We start from the raw sequence: 17923 nt of genomic DNA on the forward strand, positions 1-17923 counted from the left end.
CGTGTTTTCGTCTTCATCTCGGTACGTCTCGTTTCACAGCGGCAGGCCTGTCGCCTTGTCGAACAGATGGATGTTGCCAGGATCGACCGAGACCGGCAGCAGGTCGCCCGGCCTGACCGGCACCCTGTCGCGGAATACGGCGCGCACCGTATCGGCGCCGATGGCGCCATAGACGTGGGTTTCGGAGCCGGTCGGCTCGACGACATCCACCTTCAGCGCCATGGCGTCGGCGGCTTCACCGATGATGAAGTGCTCGGGTCGGATGCCGGCCTCCACGGCGCTGCCCGCCGGCACCGCCTTGCCGGCAAGCGCAAGCCGCCCGCCGCCGGCCGATTCGAACCATGTCTTCTCCGGCGTTGTCTTCAGAGCCCCGGACACAAAGCTCATCGACGGCGAGCCAAGGAAGCCGGCAACGAACTTGTTGGCCGGCCGATCATAAAGCTCGAGCGGGGCGCCGACCTGCTGGATCCGGCCACGGTCCATCACGACGATACGGTCGGCCATGGTCATGGCCTCGATCTGGTCATGGGTGACGTAGACGATGGTCGATTTCAGCCGCTGGTGCAGCGCCTTGATCTCGGTACGCATCTGCACGCGCAATTGGGCGTCGAGGTTGGACAGCGGTTCGTCGAACAGGAACACCGAGGGTTCACGCACGATGGCGCGGCCCATGGCGACGCGCTGGCGCTGGCCGCCCGACAATTGCCGGGGGTAGCGGTCGAGATAGGAGAACAGGTTGAGGACGCCCGAGGCCTTCTTGACCTTCTGGTCGATGGTCGCGCGGGTCTCGCCGCGGATCTTCGGGCCGAAGCCGATATTGTCCGAGGCTTTCAGATGCGGGAACAGCGCATAGGACTGAAACACCATGGCGATGTTGCGCTGCTGTGGCGGCAGGTCGTTGGCGCGCACGCCGCCAATCAGGAGATCGCCTGACGTGATTGTCTCCAGCCCGGCCAGCATGCGCAGCAAGGTCGACTTGCCGCAGCCGGATGGGCCGACCAGCACCACGAATTCGCCGCTCTTGATGTCGAGGCCGATGTCCTCGAGGATCCTGTGCTGGCCGAAGGATTTCGACAGGTTGCGAAACAGGACGTCGGTCATGGTCACGCTCCCAATATGTCGTCGATGAACGGCAGGCAGCCGGCGGTCAGGCCCGCATCCACGGGCATCACCACGCCTGTTACGCCCGAGGCGCGGTCCGACGCAAGGAAAGCCACGGCCTCGGCCACTTCCGAGGCATTGACGATGCGGCCGAGCGGGTAGAGCCGCTGCAACTTGCCCAGGATTTCCGGATCCTTGGCCAGGCGATGGTCCCAGGCGGCGGTGCGGATCGATCCCGGGCAGACGACATTGGCGCGCACGCCGCTGCGGCCAAGCTCGACCGCGATCGATTTGGCATAGGCGTTGATGCCGGCCTTGGCGGCCGCATAGGCCGGATTGCCGAAATGCGCGATGGCGTTGACGGAGGAGATGAAGACGACGCTGCCCGAGCCGCGCGCGGCCATCGCCTTGGCGATAGGGTCGGCGAAGGTCATGACCCCGGTCAGATTGAGGTCGAGCTCATGCTCGATGTTGTCGGCGTTGAGTGCGGAGATCGTCTCGGCGCGCGTCCAGCCGGCATTGTTGATCAGGATGTCGGGCACGCCATCCTTGTCCAGAACAGCGGCGATCCCCGCCTCGATCGAAGCCCGGTCGAGAAGGTTGAAGACATGGCGCGAGGCAAGCCGCGGGCTTGCCAGCGCCGCCTGGGACTGGTCGCAGCCGACCACCCGCGCGCCTCTGCCGGCCAGCAGCGCGACGATGGCCGAGCCAAGGCCGCCGCCGGCACCGGTGACGACGACAGTGCGGCCTGCGAATTCGGCTTTCGAAACCACGGCGCTTGCTCCTCCCGCAGGTCAGGCAGATGCCGGCAGGCTAAAGAAAGGAATGTAATTAAGCAACATGATAATCCGCTTGCATGGCGTGAATTCATCGATAATGTAGGAAAGTCACATAAATCTTGTGCCAAGCTATCGGCGCAGGGAGCGCAAATGCGCGAAACAAATGGGAGAGATCGGATGAGCCTTGCCAAATGGACTGTCGGCCTGATGGCCGGAATGAGCATGCTGGCCTTCGCCGCGCAGGCGAATGCGGGTGAGGTGCGCGTCACCGTCGCCGAATACAGTGCCAAGACCGGCCCCTATTTCGAGGAAGTGAAGAAGGAGTTCGAGGCAAAGAACCCCGGCATCACCGTCAAGTTCGAAGTCGTGCCGTGGGATGTGCTCCTGCAGAAGCTGACCACCGACATCACCGCCGGCACCAATGCGGACCTGTCGATCATCGGCACGCGCTGGCTGATCGACTTCGTCCAGCAGGACGTCGCCGAGCCGCTCGACGCCTACATCACGCCCGAATTCAAGGGCCGCTTCATCGACACCTTCCTGTCGCCCTCGATCATGAACGGCAAGACCTACGGCCTGCCGATCGCGGCGTCCGCCCGCGCCATGTATTACAACAAGGAGCTGTTCGAGAAGGCCGGCATCGCCAAGCCGCCGGCAACCTGGACTGAGTTGCAGGACGACGCCCGCAAGATCAAGGCGCTGGGGTCCGGTACTTTCGGGTTCGGCCTGCAGGGCAAGGAGATCGAGACCGACGTCTATTACTACTACGCCATGTGGTCGCAGGGCACCGAGATACTGAACAAGGATGGCACGTCGGGCCTCGGCACGCCGGGCGCGCTCGAAGCCGCCAAGCTCTACAAGTCGATGATCGATGAAGGTCTGACCGAGCCGGGCGTCACCTCCAACAACCGCGAGGATGTGCAGAACCTGTTCAAGCAGGGCAAGGTCGGCATGATGATCACCGCGCCCTTCCTGTCCAACCAGATCAAGGACGAGGCGCCGACCCTGAAATACGGCGTCGCCGCCATTCCAGCCGGCCCGACGGGCGCGCGCGGCACCTATGGCGTCACCGATTCCATGATCATGTTCAAGAACTCAAAGAACAAGGATGAGGCCTGGAAGCTGATGGACTTCCTGTTCACCACGGAGCAGCGCGCCAAGTTCACGCAAGGCGAGGGCTTCCTGCCGGTGAACAAGGAAGAGGCCAAGATGGACTACTACGTCAACAATGCCGACCTCGCCGCCTTCACCGCGCTTTTGCCCGACGCCCGCTTCGCGCCGGTCATTCCGGGCTGGGAAGAGGTTGCCCAGATCACGTCCGATGCCATGCAGAAGATCTATCTCGGTGGCGACCCCGAGGCAGGCCTGAAGGACGCGGCGGCCAAGGCCAATGCAGTGTTGAAGAAATAAGGGCCGTGCCCGAGAAATAGGGCGTATCTCCCTGCGCCCGTGGCGCGCCTCAGATTCAGGCGGGGCGCGCCACTCCCCTTGGTTTCCCGATCCGAAATTCGCATAAGCAGAACCTTCTGATCCTGTGCGCCGAGGTTGCAGGCCAACCGATGCAAAATCGCTTCTTGCCCTATCTTCTGACCTTGCCCAGCCTGTTCCTGGCGGCGGTCGTCATCTTCTGGCCGGTCTGGGACCTGATCCAGATCTCGACGCATGACGTCAACCGCTTCGGCCAGTTGCGCGAATTCAGCGGCCTCACCAATTTCGCGGCCCTTGCCGCCGATCCCGACTTCGTCGCGGCCCTCTGGCGCACCGGTCTGTGGACCGTGCTGGTGGTCGGCGGCGCACTGCTGCTGTCGGTGCCGGTGGCGATGATCCTCAACACCGATTTCTATGGCCGCGGTCTTGCCCGTGTCATCATCATGCTGCCCTGGGCGGTGTCGCTGACCATGACGGCGGTGGTCTGGCGCTGGGCGCTGAGCGGCGAAAGCGGCATGCTGAATTCGGCGCTGCTCGGGCTTGGCCTGATCGACCATAACATCCAGTGGCTGGCCAGCGCCGGGACGGCGTTCCCGATGCAGGTGCTGATCGGCATATTGGTGACGGTGCCGTTCACCACGACGATCTTCCTCGGTGGACTGTCGTCGATCCCCGACGATCTTTACGAGGCGGCCGCCCTTGAGGGGGCCACGCCGCTGCAGCAGTTCCGCGAAATCACCTTTCCGCTGCTGAAACCGTTCATCAACATCGCCATCGTGCTCAACACCATCTATGTCTTCAATTCGTTCCCGATCATCTGGGTGATGACGCAGGGCGGGCCGGCCAACTCTACCGACATCCTGGTCACCCACCTCTACAAGCTGGCCTTCCGCATCGGCAAACTGGGCGAGGCCTCGGCGGTGTCGCTGGTGATGTTCGCCATATTGCTGGTCTTCACCATGATCTATGTGCGCCTCGCCATGCGGGAGCAACGCGTATGACAAATCAGCTCATGACGGGCAAGCTCAAACGCACCATCATCGCCTGGCTGCTTTTGGCGCCCTTGATCGTGGTGACGATCTTTCCCTTCGCGGTGATGTTCCTGACCGCGGTCAAGCCACGGCAGGAAGTGCTGTCACCGACCTGGTGGCCGAGCGAGTTCCGCTGGTCGAACTTCTCCGACATGTGGGTGGCGACCGGTTTCGGCCAGGCGCTGGCCAACTCGCTCTATGTGTCGGTCATCGCCACGGTCGGCGCCATCCTGATCTCCGTACCGGCCGCCTACGCCATGTCGCGCTTTCGCTTTGCCGGCTATGGGGCCTTTCGCCAGTTCCTTTTGATCTCGCAGATGATCTCGCCGATCGTTCTGGTGCTCGGCCTGTTCCGGCTGATGGCCGCCTGGGGGCTGGTCGAATCGACAACGGCGCTGGGCTTCATCTACATGGCCTTCAACGTCGCCTTCACCGTGTGGATGCTGCAGAGCTATTTCGACACCATCCCGCGCGATCTCGAGGAAGCCGCCTGGATGGAAGGCGCCGGCCGCTGGTTGACGCTGCGCAAAGTGTTCCTGCCGCTCTGCCTGCCGGCGATCGCGGTCACGGCGATCTTCACCTTCATCAACGCCTGGAACGAATTCGTCGTGGCGCTGACCATGCTGCGCAGCCAGGAGAGCTACACGCTGCCGATTCAGGTCTTTTCCCTCGTCGCCGGCCGCTACACGATCGAGTGGCATCACGTCATGGCGGCGACCCTGCTGGCGACGCTGCCGGTGGCGATCCTGTTCATCTGGCTGCAGCGATATCTTGTCAGGGGACTGGCGCTCGGGGCGGTCAAGTAGCCGGCAATCACCACGGAGTTTTCATGCGCATCTTCACCGCCTCGCTGGCGACGGAAACCAACACTTTCTCGCCGGTGCCGACCGACCGGGCCTCGTTCGAGATGGCGTTCTATGCCGGGCCGGGCAAGCACCCCGAGACGCCGACCTTGTGTTCCTCGCCGATCGTGGCCTTGCGCCGGCGCGCGGCCGCCGAAGGACTGACCGTGATCGAAGGCACCGCCACCTGGGCCGAGCCCGGCGGCCTGGTGCAGTGGCAGACCTTCGAGGCGCTGCGCGACGAGATTCTCGGGCAGCTCGAGGCGGCACTGCCGGTCGACGCGGTCATCCTCGGCCTGCATGGCGCCATGGTGGCGCAAGGCTATGACGATTGCGAAGGCGACCTGCTTGAGCGCGTGCGGGCAATTGTCGGACCCAAGGTGGTGATCGCCTCCGAGTTCGATCCGCATAGCCATTTGACGCCAAAGCGCGTGGCGGCCTCCGATATCATGGCCTACTTCCTCGAATTCCCGCACACCGACTTCTATGAGCGCGGCGAACATGTCGTCGAGCTTGGCCTGGCTGCCGCGCGCGGCGAGATCAAGCCGGTGATTTCGACCTTCGACTGCCGCATGATCCAGGTGCTGCCGACCAGCCGCGAGCCGATGCGCTCCTTCGTCGACCGCATCAAGGCGATGCACGGCAAGGACGGCGTGCTGTCGGTGTCGGTCATCCACGGCTTCATGGCCGCCGACGTGCCGGAAATGGGTACGCGCATCCTCGTCGTCACCGACAATGACAAGGCCAGGGGCGATGCGCTGGCGCAGCAGCTCGGACGCGAACTCTACGCCATGCGCGAAAAGACGGCGATGACGATGCTTGATACCGCCGGCGGCATCGACCGGGCGCTGGCCGTACGTGCCGGGAATCCCGGCAAGCCCGTGGTCATCGCCGACATCTGGGACAATCCTGGCGGCGGCGTTCCCGGCGACGGCACCTTCGTGTTGCGCCAGATGCTGGCGCGTGGCCTGGACAAGTTCGGCGTGGCGACGATCTGGGATCCGATCGCCGTGACTTTTTGCCTGGCGGCGGGCGAAGGCGCCGTCATCGACCTGCGTTTCGGCGGCAAGGCCGGACCTCAGGCGGGTGAGCCGATCGATGCGCGCGTCAAGGTGCTGAAAGCCGTTAACGAGGGGTGGCAGAGTTTCGGGCCAAGCCGGGTGACACTTGGGCCGGCCGCTTTGGTCCGCATCGAAGGCACCGAGGTCGACATCATCCTCAACACCAACCGCACGCAGACTTTCGAGCCGGACATCTTCTCCAACATCGGCGTCGATCCGCTGGCCAAGGATATGCTGCTGATCAAGTCGACCAACCATTTCTATGCCGGCTTCGAACCGATCGCCGCCGAGATCATCTATGTCTCGGCGCCGAGTTCCTATCCGAGCAATCCTGCGGTGACGGATTACAGGAAGCTGACACGGCCGGTCTGGCCGAGGGTGAAGGATCCGTGGAAGGAGTAGGCTCCCCCTTCTCCCCTTGCGGGAGAAGGTGTCGCCGCAGGCGACGGATGAGGGGTGTTCCAGCGGAGTGAGATGTCGGCGTTCCCTGGAACACCCCTCATCCGTCTCGGCGCTGCGCGCCGATCCACCTTCTCCCGCAAGGGGAGAAGGAAGAGGCCGGGCTACACCAGCCCCCGCTTCACCATCATCGCTTCCGGCGACGGCATCTTGCCGCGAAACGCCGTGTACAGCTCTTCCGGATCCTTGGAACCGCCGGCGGCGTAGATGTTCTTTCTCAGCCGCTCGGCCAGGGCCGGGTTGAAGGGATCGCCGGTCTCCTCGAAGGCGGCGAAGGCATCGGCGTCCAGCACTTCCGACCACATGTAGGAATAGTAGCCGGCCGAATAGCCGTCGCCCGAGAAGACATGGCCGAAATGCGGGGTGCGGTGGCGCATGGCGATGGTGTCGGGCATGTCGAGCTTCTCAAGCGTTTCGGCTTCGAAACGAAGCGGCTCCGCCGGGGCATCGGGCCGAGCGTGGTAGGCCATGTCCATCAAGGCGGAAGACGTGAATTCGACCGTGGCGAAGCCGGCGCCGAAAGTGCGGGTGGCCAGCATCTTGTCGAGCAGCGCCTTCGGCATCGGCTTGCCTGTCTTGACATGCAGGGCGTGCTTTTCCAGCACCGCCGGCACCGTCAGCCAATGCTCGTAGAGCTGCGAAGGCAGCTCTACGAAATCGCGGCTGACCGAAGTGCCTGATACCGACGGCCAGGTGACGTCGGTCAGCATGCCGTGCAGCGCATGGCCGAATTCATGGAACAGCGTCTTCGCCTCGTCGACCGACAGCAATGCCGGCTCGCCGGCCGGCGGCTTGGCGAAGTTCATGACATTGTAGATCACCGGCTTCGAGCCTTGGCCAAGATGATAGCCGGACTTCAGCGCGCTCATCCAGGCGCCTGACCGCTTCGAGGGCCGTGCGAAATAGTCGGCGAGGAACAGGGCACGCTCGCTGCCATCGGCATTCTTCACCACGAAGACGCGCGCGTCGGGATGCCAGGCGGCAATGCCCTTCTTCTCCTCGAAGGTGATGCCGAACAACTTTGTCGCCACGTCGAAGCAGGCGTCGATGACCCGGTCGAGCTGGAGATAGGGCTTCAGTTCCGCCTCGTCGAAAGCGAATTTTTCCGCGCGCAGCTTCTCCTGGTAGAAACGCCAGTCCCAGGCGGCGAATTTTTCATTGCTGCCGGCTTCCGCCGCTAGGCGCTCCAGTTCCTTTTGGTCGGCTGCGGCCTTTTCCAGCGCCTTTTCCCACACCGGATCGAGCAGCGCGTGCACCGCCTTCGGCGTCTTGGCCATGGTGTCGTCGAGCTTCAGTGCGGCGAAGGAGGCGTAGCCGAGCAGTTGCGCCTTTTCGGCGCGCAGCTTCAGCATGTCGCGCACCACGGATGTGTTGTCGCTGGCGCCGCCATTCTGGCCGCGCATGGTGAAGGCGCGGAAGGCGATCTCGCGCAGGTCGCGGCGTTCCGAGAAGGTCGTGAACGGCTCGTAGATCGAGCGCGACAAAGTGACGGCGTAGCGGCCCTTCTGGCCGCGCATCTCGGCCGCCTCGGCCATCGAACTTTTCAGGAAATCCGGCAGGCCGGCAAGATCGGCCTCGTCGAGGAACAGCACCCAATCGCGCTCGTCGGCCAGCACGTTCTGGCCGAAAGTCGTGCCGAGCGAGGACAGTTCCTCATTGATCCTGGCCAGCCGCTTCTTGCCCTCGGCATCGAGCTTGGCGCCGGAACGGACAAACCCCTTCCAGGTCTTCTCCAGCACCCGCAAGCTCTCGGCGTCGAGCCCGAGGTTCTCGCGGCGCTGGTAGAGATCGTCGATGCGGGCGAAAAGTTTCTCGTTCATCGAGATCGCCGAGAAATGCCTGGACATTTTTGGCGAGATGTCGCGCTCCAGCGCCTGGATCGTATCGTTGGTGTAGGCGCCGGCCCGGCACCAGAAGATCGACGAGACGTGATCGAGCGCATCGCCGCCCAGCTCCAGCGCTTCAAGCGTGTTCTCGATGGTCGGTGCATCCTTGTTGGCGGCGATCGCGTCGATCTCGGCCTCATGCGCCTTCAGTGCCGCGTCGAAGACCGGGGAAAAATCACCGTCGCCGATATGGGCAAAGTCTGGCAGGCCGAGCGGGCCCTGCCAGGCGGTCAGCGGATGGGCGGCGAGGTCGACGGCTTTCGTGGGGGACATGGACGGTCTTTCGCTGGCATCAAGGAGGAGGGTGTCACCGATGTAGGGCGCGGCCCACGGGGCCGCAATATGGCAGTTGGCCGATCCGCCTCAATAGCCTTCGCAGTTTTCGGCGATTGCCGCTTGCGAACTGGCGGTGATGCGGTTGTCTGTCACCGCGAAGGTTTCCTGCATCAGCATGTCATTGTTGGGGAAGTCGTAGCAGGCGATCACCGTGGTGACACCGCCCTCGCTCTTCTCGATCCGGTGGCGGATCGCGGCACCCGCTACCGCGCCTTTCCATTCGTCGAGCGAGGCGATGAACTCCTGCTTGCTTTGAACGATGCCGAGGTCGTCGAGCGTGATGCGGACATCATCGGCAAGCAGGTCGGCGAGTTCGGTACGGTCGGCGACCAGCAGCGCCGCATACCAGCGGCTGATGATGGCGCCGTCATCGGCGCGGGCGGCGATAATCGCTATCAGCAGTGCGGCCGCCGTGAAAACGACCGACCGGACGTTCATCGCCTGGCGCACCGCCCCGTTCATTCCAGCACCGGCCGCTCGAAATCGCCAGTGTCCTTGTTCATCACCCAGAGCTCGCCGGTCGAAATGTCGAACCAAGCCCCGTGCAGCGACAGCCGGCCCTTGCCCTCGAGGATCGAGACGCATGGAAAGGTCCTGAGGTTGGCGATGGAATAGCGGATCGAGATGCGCTCAAGTGCTGTCTGGCGCTCCGTTGCCGTCATGAAGGTGCTGGAGGAAACGGTCTCGGCAGCTGGCGCGATCAGGCTCATCCACTTGCCGATGAAGTCACCGGGGGACAGCGGTGCCGAATTGGGGTCGAGCGCGGCGCGGATGCCGCCGCAGCGGCCATGGCCCATGACGACGATATTCTTGACCTTGAGGCTCTGTACCGCGAATTCGAGCGCGGCCGAGGTCGAGTGGAACTCGCCGTCCGGCTCGTAGGGCGGCACCAGATTGCCGACATTGCGCAGCACGAAGAGTTCGCCCGGCCCGGCGTCGAAGATCGCTTCAGGGGCCGAACGGGAATCGCAGCAGGCGACGATCATCGTCTCGGGGGCTTGCCCCTCCCGGGCGAGTTCACGATAGCGCCCGCTCTCGGTGAGGTAGCGGCCATTCATGAAATTGCGGTAGCCGGCGAGGAGGTGGTCAGGAAGATGAGGCATGGGCGGCTAAGGCCTTTCCAGTTGGAGGCGGCAGCTCGTTGCGGTCGAGAAAGGCTCTAACGGCAAAAGCCCGTCGCGAGCAATGCAGAATTGTGGGGGCTGGGCATAAATGCCATGCGCCAAAGCAGAGCGTGTGTCGATATTCATGCCCAGATGGCGACCGGTATGCCAAAACCGTCAGCGAGCGGCGGGTTGGGAAATGGCTTCGCGCTGCCGCTGGCAATGCGGCCGGCGATCAGCATCATGACAGCCGCGTCGAGGAAATCGTCCGCGGCCGCTCCGCGCGGCGGCGGCTGGTCGAGAAAGCCCATCTCATAACCGTGCCGGCACAGCAGCGCCTTGCGCTCCGCCATGCCGGCCGGGTTGACGCTGCCCTTGATCTTCTTCGGCAATTGCATGGCCTGATCGCCGTTCAGGTGGCAGAAGGCGACTTCCGGATGCGATTCGAAGACGCGGCCGCGCAGATCCGGCCGCGCGATCAGCAAAGTATCGATCTCGCGGATTTTCGAAAAGATGCCGAAGGCCTGGATGGAAACGCCGCGCGGCGGGTCGGATGTGCCCCTGGCCACCTCGCTTGCCTTGCGATGCGCGGCGTACCAGGCTTCGACGGTGGTGAATTCGCTCGTGTCGGCATAGAGCGCGGCGCGGGACGGGATCGAAAAGACGCTGGACTGGCGTGCGCCGAGCAGCGGCCTGACCAGCGCCTCCGGTCCACGCCCGCCCTTGCTGGAGAATTCGGGCAGGCCGATCGGCATGTCGACGGCGACAACCGCATTGTCCGGGCTTGCCTCGAGCAATGCGGCGAAGCTGGCGAACACCTCGACCTGGGGCGCCGAACCGGGGTTACCAGGTGTCGAACCGGCGTTACGAGGTGTTGAATCGGGCTCGAGCCGCACGGCGATCCAGCCGGCCTTGCAGCCATCGGCGCCGACGATCACGACCGCGGTCGAAGTCACGCCCGACGGTCCCGCCCCGGATGCGTGAGGTGACGCAGCTGCACCATGGCCATCGGGTGCGACAGGCTCTGCGCGTCGGTTTCGAGCTGCAGTTCGTCGCCGCCCCGCTTGGCGGTGCGTGCCAGGATCTCATAGACCGCCGCCGTGGTCGATTGCAGCGCCTTGATCGGCGGCTGGCCGGAGAGGATGCGGGCAAGGTAGACGGCCGCCGTCAGGTCGCCCAGGCCGTTCGGCGGCTTGTCGATCAGGCGGTGCTCGGCAAGGAGGGCCTGGGTGCCGTCGAGCAGCAGATTGCCGGTGCCACCCGTCATCATCGACTGTGCCGAGGTGACCAGCATGGTCGACGGACCGGCATGGAGCGCCGCCGAAATCACCGATTTCAGATCGGGCAAGGGAACGCCGGCCATCCATTCGAGTTCATAGCGATTGGGCGTGGCAATGTTGGCGATCGGCATCAGCCGGTCGCGCAGCGCGACAGCGGTGGGCTCCGGCACATAGAGACCGCCGGAATCACCCATCACCGGATCGCAGATATAGACGGCGCCAGGCGTCCTGGCCTTCACCGCGGCGACCAGCGAAGCGACGGCCTCGGCCTGGCCGGCCTCGCCGAGATAGCCCGACAGCACCGCGCCGACCTCGCCCAGCCATGGCGCGCGCTCAAGATCAGCCATCAGTGCCTTGAACTGGTCGAGTGGCGGCACGATGCGCGTCGCCCGCCCGTGGCCGGGATGCCAGGGCAGGATGACCGTCGGCACCGCCCAGACGGGAAAGCCGAGGGTCTCCAAGGCGAAGACGGCGGCACGGTTGCCGACCGAACCGCGTGCGACATGGCTGGAAATGACGATGACCGCACGCGGCGCGTCGGGTTTTTCGGCGCTCATTGTTTGTGATTCCTAGCTGCCCCGGGTGAGGAAAAGCACGAGCCAGACCATCAGGCCCAGCGCCAGAAGCAGGCCGAGTATCCTGCCAATGCGCGTGCCCCAGACTTCGATCGGGTCCGTGCGGTCGGCGTCGGCGGCGGCGACGTGGTCGCGCATGCCTTTCGTCGTCCGCGCCACGAAGGAGGCGCCGGCCGGGTCGGTTTCCTGCGCAACGCGCTCTAGGATACGGCGCGATTCCCTGTCGCTGTCCGGGCGTTCCGCCATGATGATGTCCCGTTTTGCCGGGACCTTATCGCGTTCGCGCGGCCAATCACAGGGCCTTGCGGCAGGACGATACATTGCCGGGCCGGCTCAGGAGGTCGAGGCCGTTTTCTTGCGCGCTGATTGTGGTAATGCTTCGCATGCAACTTCTACCGAGGGACCCCATCATGCTTGCCCAGCGCCTTGCCCGACCATCGACATTCCGCACGCTGCCCGCCTTCCTGATGATGGCAATCGTGCTGCCGCTGCTTGCCGGCTGCGGCTACAACACGATCCCGACGGCGGAGGAGAATGCCAAGGCGGCATGGAGCGAGGTGCTGAACCAGTATCAGCGCCGCGCCGATCTCATCCCCAATCTGGTCGAGACGGTCAAAGGCTATGCCTCGCATGAAAAGGACACGCTCGACGCTGTCGTCGAGGCCCGCGCCAAGGCGACGCAGATTACGGTGACGCCGGAAACGCTGAAGGATCCCGAGGCGCTCAAGAAATTCCAGGATGCCCAGGCAGGGCTGACCAGCGCGCTGTCGCGGCTGATCGCGGTGTCGGAGGCCTACCCGGACCTCAAGGCCAACCAGAATTTCCTGGCGCTGCAGGCACAGCTCGAAGGTACGGAAAACCGCATCGCGGTGGCGCGGCGCGACTACATCCAAGCGGTCAGAGACTATAATCTGACGCTGAAGACCTTCCCGTCCGTGCTCTGGGCCACCTTCTGGTTCCGCGGCAACGAGCCCTTCGCCAATTTCACCGTCGACGAAGACAAGATGCAGCCGCCGAAGGTCGATTTCGGCACGAAGCAGGGCGGGTAATTTCGCGAAATCGGCTGAGCGTCTCTTTGCCACAAGACGGACCGCTGGCGTGCAAACACCCCCCTCTGTCCTGCCGGACATCTCCCCCTCAAGGGGGGAGATTAGCCGTGGTCCAGGCCTTCGCCAATTTTCGACCTCTCAAAGTGAGAGCCGGCAGCGAAGTCGCCAATCTCCCCCCTTGAGGGGGAGATGTCCGGCAGGACAGAGGGGGGTGCCTCGCGCTTACCTCACCCTTCTTGGCCTTCTTGCCAGCCTCCTTTTTCTCCCCCTAGCCGCCTTCGCAGCGGACCTGCCGGCGCTCACGGGCCGCGTTGTCGACAATGCCGGCATCATCGATGCCTCGACCAAGGCGGCGCTGACGCAAAAACTCGCCGACTTCGAGACAAAGGGTTCCGACCAGATCGTTGTCGCAACCATTCCCAGCCTCGATGGCGAGGAGATCGAACCCTACGCCAACCGGCTGTTCCGCTTCTGGAAGCTTGGCCAGGCCAAGGAGAACAACGGCGTCCTGCTGCTGGTCGCGCCGAACGATCGCAAGATGCGCATCGAGGTCGGTTACGGGCTGGAAGGCACGCTGACCGACCTGCACACCAAGCTGATCATCGAAAACGACATGGTGCCGGCGTTCCGTGCCGGCGACTTCTCGGGTGGCATCTCCAAGGCCGTGGACGACATGGTCATGGTGCTGGAAGGCAATCCGGAGGAGCTGGAAGCGCGCGGCAAGCGCAACCAGGAGGCGCCGTTCAATTCCGACGACCTGTTCTTCGCCATCTTCATCAGCATCTGGGCGATCATCTTCTTCGGCAGTATCGCCGCCTCCATCCTGCCGCCGATCTTTGGCCAGAAGCTCGGGCCAGGCCGCTATCGCTGGCTTGGCATGACCTTCGAGCCCGGACGGCGTTCCTCATCCGGGGGCGGCTGGTCCTCGGGGAGCTCAGGCGGCGGCTGGTCTTCGGGTGGCGGCGGTGGCGGCTTTTCCGGCGGCGGCGGTTCGTCCGGCGGTGGTGGCTCCTCGGGAAGCTGGTGACGGCATGACGACACGCACCGTCAGCACGCCGAGGCCTGGTTTCCTTAGTCCGGCGATCCACGCTGTCCTGACGGCTCTGGCGTTGCTGCTGTCCAGCTTCGCGGTTTTCGCCGCCGAACTGCCGGCGCTCACGGGCCGCGTTGTCGACAATGCGGGCATCATCGATGCCTCGACCAAGGCGGCGCTGACGCAAAAACTCGCCGACTTCGAGACAAAGGGTTCCGACCAGATCGTCGTCGCCACCATTCCAAGCCTCGACGGCGAGGAGATCGAACCCTACGCCAACCGGCTCTTCCGCTTCTGGAAGCTTGGCCAGGCCAAGGAGAACAACGGCGTCCTGTTGCTGGTCGCGCCGAACGATCGCAAGATGCGCATCGAGGTCGGCTACGGGCTGGAAGGCACGCTGACCGATCTGCACACCAAGCTGATCATCGAAAACGACATGGTGCCGGCGTTCCGCGCAGGCGACTTCTCGGGTGGCATCTCCAAGGCCGTGGACGACATGGTCATGGTGCTGGAAGGCAATCCGGAGGAGCTGGAAGCACGCGGCAAGCGCAATCCTGCTGACAGCGGCACCTCCATCGATCCCATTGTGGCGGTGTTCCTGATCCTGTGGGCGACGCTGTTCTTCGGTGGCCTGGCGATGGCATTCCTGCCGCCGATGTTCGGCACGAAACTGTCGCCGGGCGTGTATAGATGGCTGGGCATGACGTTTCGTTACGGCCGGGGGCCAAGCGGATCGTCGTCGGGCTCCAGCGGCTGGACAACGGGATCGTCAGGCGGCGGCTGGTCGTCGGGAAGCTCCAGCAGTGGCTGGTCATCCGGGTCGAGCAGCGGCGGGTTTTCGGGCGGCGGTGGCTCGTCCGGTGGTGGCGGTTCTTCAGGAAGCTGGTGAGACAATGGCAACACGACCGATCAGCCCGCAGGATCATGAGCGCATCGCCGATGCGATCCGCACCGCCGAGGCCAAGACCGATGGCGAGATCTACTGCGTCGTGGCGCATGCCAGCGACGGCTATTTCGCCCCCGCCGCCCTGATGGCGACGCTTGGCATGCTGGTCGTCAGCCTTGCCGTGGCCTACGGGCTAGAGGCATGGTGGCTCACCATCCGCCTGCCGCATTTCGTCATCGCCCAGCTCTTGGCGCTGGCCTGCGTGCTGGCCCTGTTGTGGGGGTTGCCCGGCCTGCGCATCCACATGGTGCCACGGCGGCTGCGCTATCAGGCGGCGCACGCCAATGCGATCAAGCAGTTCCTTGCCCGCAACGTCCATCGTACCGCGGCGCGGACCGGCGTGCTGATCTTCGTCTCGATCGCCGAGCGCTACGCCGAGGTGGTCGCCGATTCGGGCATCGACGCCAAGGTCGGCCAGCATGTCTGGGACGGTGTGGTGCGTGATCTCACGGCGCACGCGGGCGACGACCGGCTTGCCGACGGTTTCGTCAAGGCGATCGAGCAGGTGGGGGCGGTGCTGGCTGAACATTTCCCGGTCACCCCGGGCGATGCCAACGAGCTGGACGACCATCTGGTCGAAATCTGAAAAGCCTGCCAAGCGCCACCTTGCCGATCCGGCCCGTTTGCGGACGGGCGTTGCCCGACGGCAGCGGTGTCGGCATCGGTTGTGAGAAAGCGATCGACGGGTCGCCCGGACTCTTGCAATCGGGCGATGCGGGTTTATGGTTAACAAATCATGAATACGCTGACGATCGACATCCGGAAAGCCGACCCGCGCGATGCAGGCGCCATCGCCGAGGTGCATCTGGAAGCCTGGCGCGGCGCCTATTCCGGCATTATTCCACACCGCACGCTGACATCGATGATCAACCGCCGCGGCGCCGATTGGTGGGCGAATGCGATTCGCCGCGCCGCCACCGTTCTGGTGGTCGAAATCGGCGGTACGATCGCCGGCTACGCTACGATCGGCAAGAACCGCGCGCGGGAGCTCAAGCAGCAAGGCGAGATCTACGAATTGTACCTGCGCCCGGAATATCAGGGCATCGGTCTCGGCCGTCGCCTGTTCGCGGCAGCCAGGGCGCGTCTTGCCGACCATGGCCTGAAAGGCATGGTGGTGTGGGCGCTGGAAGATAACCAGAACGCGTTGGCTTTCTATGCCGGCGCCGGCGGCCGCGATATCGCCGAGGGTGTCGAAATCTTCGAGCAGAAGGCGTTGAAGAAGGTCGCTTTCGTCTGGGAGTGACCGCCCAGGGGTGATTGCGGCAAGCCAAGCCGGTGCGCGGTTCGTATCCCACGCCAAATCACGGCGCTGAAACATCTTGTGCCGATGATTGAACGTGCCGGATGCCGGCGCGTCCCGCCTGACCTTCGTGAGCACCATTCGCCGCATTGCACCATTCCGCGCCGCCCGCTATCTCCTCCCAATCGAGAGAGGGACAAAGCCATGCGCATTGAAGCCATAGCCATCGGAAAGAATCCGCCTGAGGACATCAACGTCATCATCGAAGTGCCGATCGGCGGCGAGCCGATCAAGTATGAGATGGACAAGGAGGCCGGCACATTGTTCGTCGACCGCTTCCTGCACACCTCTATGCGCTACCCCGGCAATTACGGCTTCGTGCCGCACACGCTGTCGGGTGACGGCGATCCGATCGACGTGCTGGTCTGCAACACGCGCGCGCTGGTGCCGGGCTGCGTCATCAATGTCAGGCCGATCGGCGTGCTGGTGATGGAAGACAATGCCGGCCAGGACGAAAAGGTCATCGCCGTGCCGTCGCCGAAGCTGACGCTGCGCTACGAGAACGTCACCGAGTACACGCATCTGCCCGACATCACGCGCCAGCAGGTGCAGCACTTCTTCGAGCACTACAAGGATCTCGAGCCCGGCAAATGGGTCAAGATCGAAGGCTGGCACGATTCCAAATATGCCAAGAAGATGATCGTCGAGGCGATCGAACGGGCGAAGAAGAGCAAGTAGGCGACGCTGGGATTCTGCTGACTCTTGTGACGAAGCCCCTCAACTTCGTCATACTAGGGCGGAGCAGCCGCGAAGCGGCGTCGCGGAGACCCTAGAGCGTTTCGCATTTAGGTTGACTTGTATCCAGCGCTTTGGCGGCACGTCGCATGCAGTGCTTGAGCTTGGCGAAGAGCTTCTCGATTGGGTTGAGATCTGGACTGTAGGGCGGCAGGAAGAAGAGCCGCGCTCCGGCGGCCCTGACGATGTCGCGGACGGCTTGGCCCTTGTGAGACCCGAGATTGTCGAGAATGACAATGTCGCCCGGCTTCAGTGTCTTGATGAGTTCGGTTTCGACATAGACACGGAAGGCCTGCGCATTGATGGGTCCGTCAATGACCCAAGGCGCCTCTACTCGATCATGCCGCAGCGCGGCGATGAAGGTCATCGTCTTCCAATGCCCATATGGCGCGTGAGCCATCAGCCGCTTGCCGCGCACACCCCAGCCGCGCAATGGCGCCATGTTGGTCTTGACCCATGTTTCATCCAGGAAGACCAGGCGTGTGGAGTCAATGCGGGTCTGGTAGCGCATCCATTGCGCGCGCCGACGCATCAGCTTCGGCTTGAGCTGCTCAGCCGGCAGAACGGTTTTTTTGAAGCTCTTGCCCTCGCGATGCAAGAAGCGACCGACGCTGGCGGGGTGGATGATGAGACCCCGGTCAGCCAGTGCGGCCGTCAATTCATGAAGCGTTATGTTGGCATCCCGCTCGACCTCGCTCAGGACGAAAGCACGATGCTCCCCGTCAATCAGATAGGGTCGATGACCGCCCATCTTGCCGGGTGCCGCACTGCCCAGCCGACGCTTGCGCGCCGCCCACTTGATCACGCTCGAAACTGCCACCTTCAGCGCTGCAGCCACCTCTCGGCTCGTCTCGCCTTCTTCAAGGCGAGCCAGTGCCCGTTCCCGCAAATCCATCGAATAAGGCTTGGCCATCTGTCCCGACCTTCAACGGTCAGAACATCGAATCTGATTTGCTCAATCTTGGGAATCCCGATTCAG

The 17923-nt window shown here is 63.7% G+C and carries 19 protein-coding genes; 10 read left to right on the forward strand and 9 right to left on the reverse strand.

Translation table 11 applies throughout. The features are described from left to right. Positions 1-33: 33 nt before the first annotated feature. Together MesoLj_RS06275 and MesoLj_RS06280 are read right to left on the reverse strand one after the other, a co-directional pair. Entirely contained in the window at positions 34-1101 is a 1068-nt protein-coding gene (locus MesoLj_RS06275) for an ABC transporter ATP-binding protein (protein ID WP_140775977.1), read from the reverse strand. A gap of 2 nt (positions 1102-1103) precedes the next feature. Then, a complete protein-coding gene (locus MesoLj_RS06280) occupies positions 1104-1874 on the reverse strand; it encodes an SDR family NAD(P)-dependent oxidoreductase (protein ID WP_202325447.1) in 771 nt (256 codons plus the stop codon). 183 nt (positions 1875-2057) lie between these two features. Between MesoLj_RS06280 and MesoLj_RS06285 the strand changes: the two genes are divergently transcribed. The 4 genes from MesoLj_RS06285 to MesoLj_RS06300 all read left to right on the forward strand — a co-directional run bounded on the left by MesoLj_RS06285 (position 2058) and on the right by MesoLj_RS06300 (position 6644). After that, entirely contained in the window at positions 2058-3290 is a 1233-nt protein-coding gene (locus MesoLj_RS06285; RefSeq protein ID WP_202325448.1) for an ABC transporter substrate-binding protein, read from the forward strand. 149 nt (positions 3291-3439) lie between these two features. Next, positions 3440-4309 (forward strand): carbohydrate ABC transporter permease, encoded by an 870-nt coding sequence (locus MesoLj_RS06290; protein WP_140775974.1) that lies wholly within the window; start codon positions 3440-3442, stop codon positions 4307-4309. A gap of 11 nt (positions 4310-4320) precedes the next feature. Continuing rightward, on the forward strand, positions 4321-5145 hold the full coding sequence (locus MesoLj_RS06295; RefSeq protein WP_202327189.1) for a carbohydrate ABC transporter permease: 825 nt from the start codon (positions 4321-4323) through the stop codon (positions 5143-5145). 23 nt (positions 5146-5168) lie between these two features. Continuing rightward, positions 5169-6644 carry a M81 family metallopeptidase gene (locus MesoLj_RS06300; protein ID WP_202325449.1) on the forward strand — a complete coding sequence of 492 codons (1476 nt, stop codon included), beginning with the start codon at positions 5169-5171 and terminating at the stop codon, positions 6642-6644. Between the two features lie 161 nt (positions 6645-6805). Here MesoLj_RS06300 and MesoLj_RS06305 read toward each other — a convergent pair whose 3' ends face one another. The 6 genes from MesoLj_RS06305 to MesoLj_RS06330 form a co-directional block, all read right to left on the reverse strand. After that, positions 6806-8860, reverse strand: coding sequence for a M3 family metallopeptidase (locus MesoLj_RS06305; protein WP_202325450.1), 2055 nt, complete (start codon positions 8858-8860; stop codon positions 6806-6808). A 90-nt stretch (positions 8861-8950) separates the two neighbouring features. Beyond that, positions 8951-9385 (reverse strand): nuclear transport factor 2 family protein, encoded by a 435-nt coding sequence (locus MesoLj_RS06310; protein WP_140775971.1) that lies wholly within the window; start codon positions 9383-9385, stop codon positions 8951-8953. Beyond that, entirely contained in the window at positions 9382-10026 is a 645-nt protein-coding gene (locus MesoLj_RS06315) for a carbonic anhydrase (RefSeq protein ID WP_140775970.1), read from the reverse strand. The genes MesoLj_RS06310 and MesoLj_RS06315 overlap by 4 nt, the downstream gene beginning before the upstream one ends. Before the next feature lie 143 nt (positions 10027-10169). Next, positions 10170-10982 carry a DUF429 domain-containing protein gene (locus MesoLj_RS06320; RefSeq protein WP_202325451.1) on the reverse strand — a complete coding sequence of 271 codons (813 nt, stop codon included), beginning with the start codon at positions 10980-10982 and terminating at the stop codon, positions 10170-10172. Continuing rightward, positions 10979-11863, reverse strand: a complete 885-nt coding sequence (gene pdxY / locus MesoLj_RS06325; RefSeq protein ID WP_202325452.1) for a pyridoxal kinase PdxY — start codon at positions 11861-11863, stop codon at positions 10979-10981. Before pdxY ends, MesoLj_RS06320 begins: the two co-directional genes overlap by 4 nt. A gap of 12 nt (positions 11864-11875) precedes the next feature. Further along, positions 11876-12127 (reverse strand): hypothetical protein, encoded by a 252-nt coding sequence (locus MesoLj_RS06330; protein ID WP_202325453.1) that lies wholly within the window; start codon positions 12125-12127, stop codon positions 11876-11878. 164 nt (positions 12128-12291) lie between these two features. Here MesoLj_RS06330 and MesoLj_RS06335 point away from each other — a divergent pair, with 164 nt between their 5' ends. The 6 genes from MesoLj_RS06335 (at position 12292) to ppa (ending at position 16887) form a co-directional block, all read left to right on the forward strand. Further along, positions 12292-12930 (forward strand): LemA family protein, encoded by a 639-nt coding sequence (locus tag MesoLj_RS06335; protein WP_027053113.1) that lies wholly within the window; start codon positions 12292-12294, stop codon positions 12928-12930. A gap of 211 nt (positions 12931-13141) precedes the next feature. Next, complete coding sequence (locus MesoLj_RS06340) at positions 13142-13957, forward strand: TPM domain-containing protein (RefSeq protein ID WP_202325454.1); 816 nt, start codon at positions 13142-13144, stop codon at positions 13955-13957. 4 nt (positions 13958-13961) lie between these two features. Then, positions 13962-14852 (forward strand): TPM domain-containing protein, encoded by an 891-nt coding sequence (locus MesoLj_RS06345; protein WP_202325455.1) that lies wholly within the window; start codon positions 13962-13964, stop codon positions 14850-14852. Positions 14853-14856: 4 nt separating this feature from the next. Next, positions 14857-15495 carry a TPM domain-containing protein gene (locus MesoLj_RS06350; RefSeq protein ID WP_202325456.1) on the forward strand — a complete coding sequence of 213 codons (639 nt, stop codon included), beginning with the start codon at positions 14857-14859 and terminating at the stop codon, positions 15493-15495. A gap of 150 nt (positions 15496-15645) precedes the next feature. Continuing rightward, positions 15646-16152, forward strand: a complete 507-nt coding sequence (locus tag MesoLj_RS06355; RefSeq protein ID WP_140775964.1) for a GNAT family N-acetyltransferase — start codon at positions 15646-15648, stop codon at positions 16150-16152. Between the two features lie 201 nt (positions 16153-16353). Next, positions 16354-16887, forward strand: a complete 534-nt coding sequence (gene ppa / locus MesoLj_RS06360; protein WP_056575002.1) for an inorganic diphosphatase — start codon at positions 16354-16356, stop codon at positions 16885-16887. A gap of 91 nt (positions 16888-16978) precedes the next feature. On the opposite strand, the gene MesoLj_RS06365 is transcribed toward ppa, so the two are convergent. After that, positions 16979-17857, reverse strand: coding sequence for an IS630 family transposase (locus MesoLj_RS06365; protein ID WP_202325457.1), 879 nt, complete (start codon positions 17855-17857; stop codon positions 16979-16981). Positions 17858-17923 lie beyond the last annotated feature (66 nt).

The sequence above is a fragment of the Mesorhizobium sp. 113-3-9 genome (assembly GCF_016756515.1).
Lineage (GTDB): Bacteria > Pseudomonadota > Alphaproteobacteria > Rhizobiales > Rhizobiaceae > Mesorhizobium.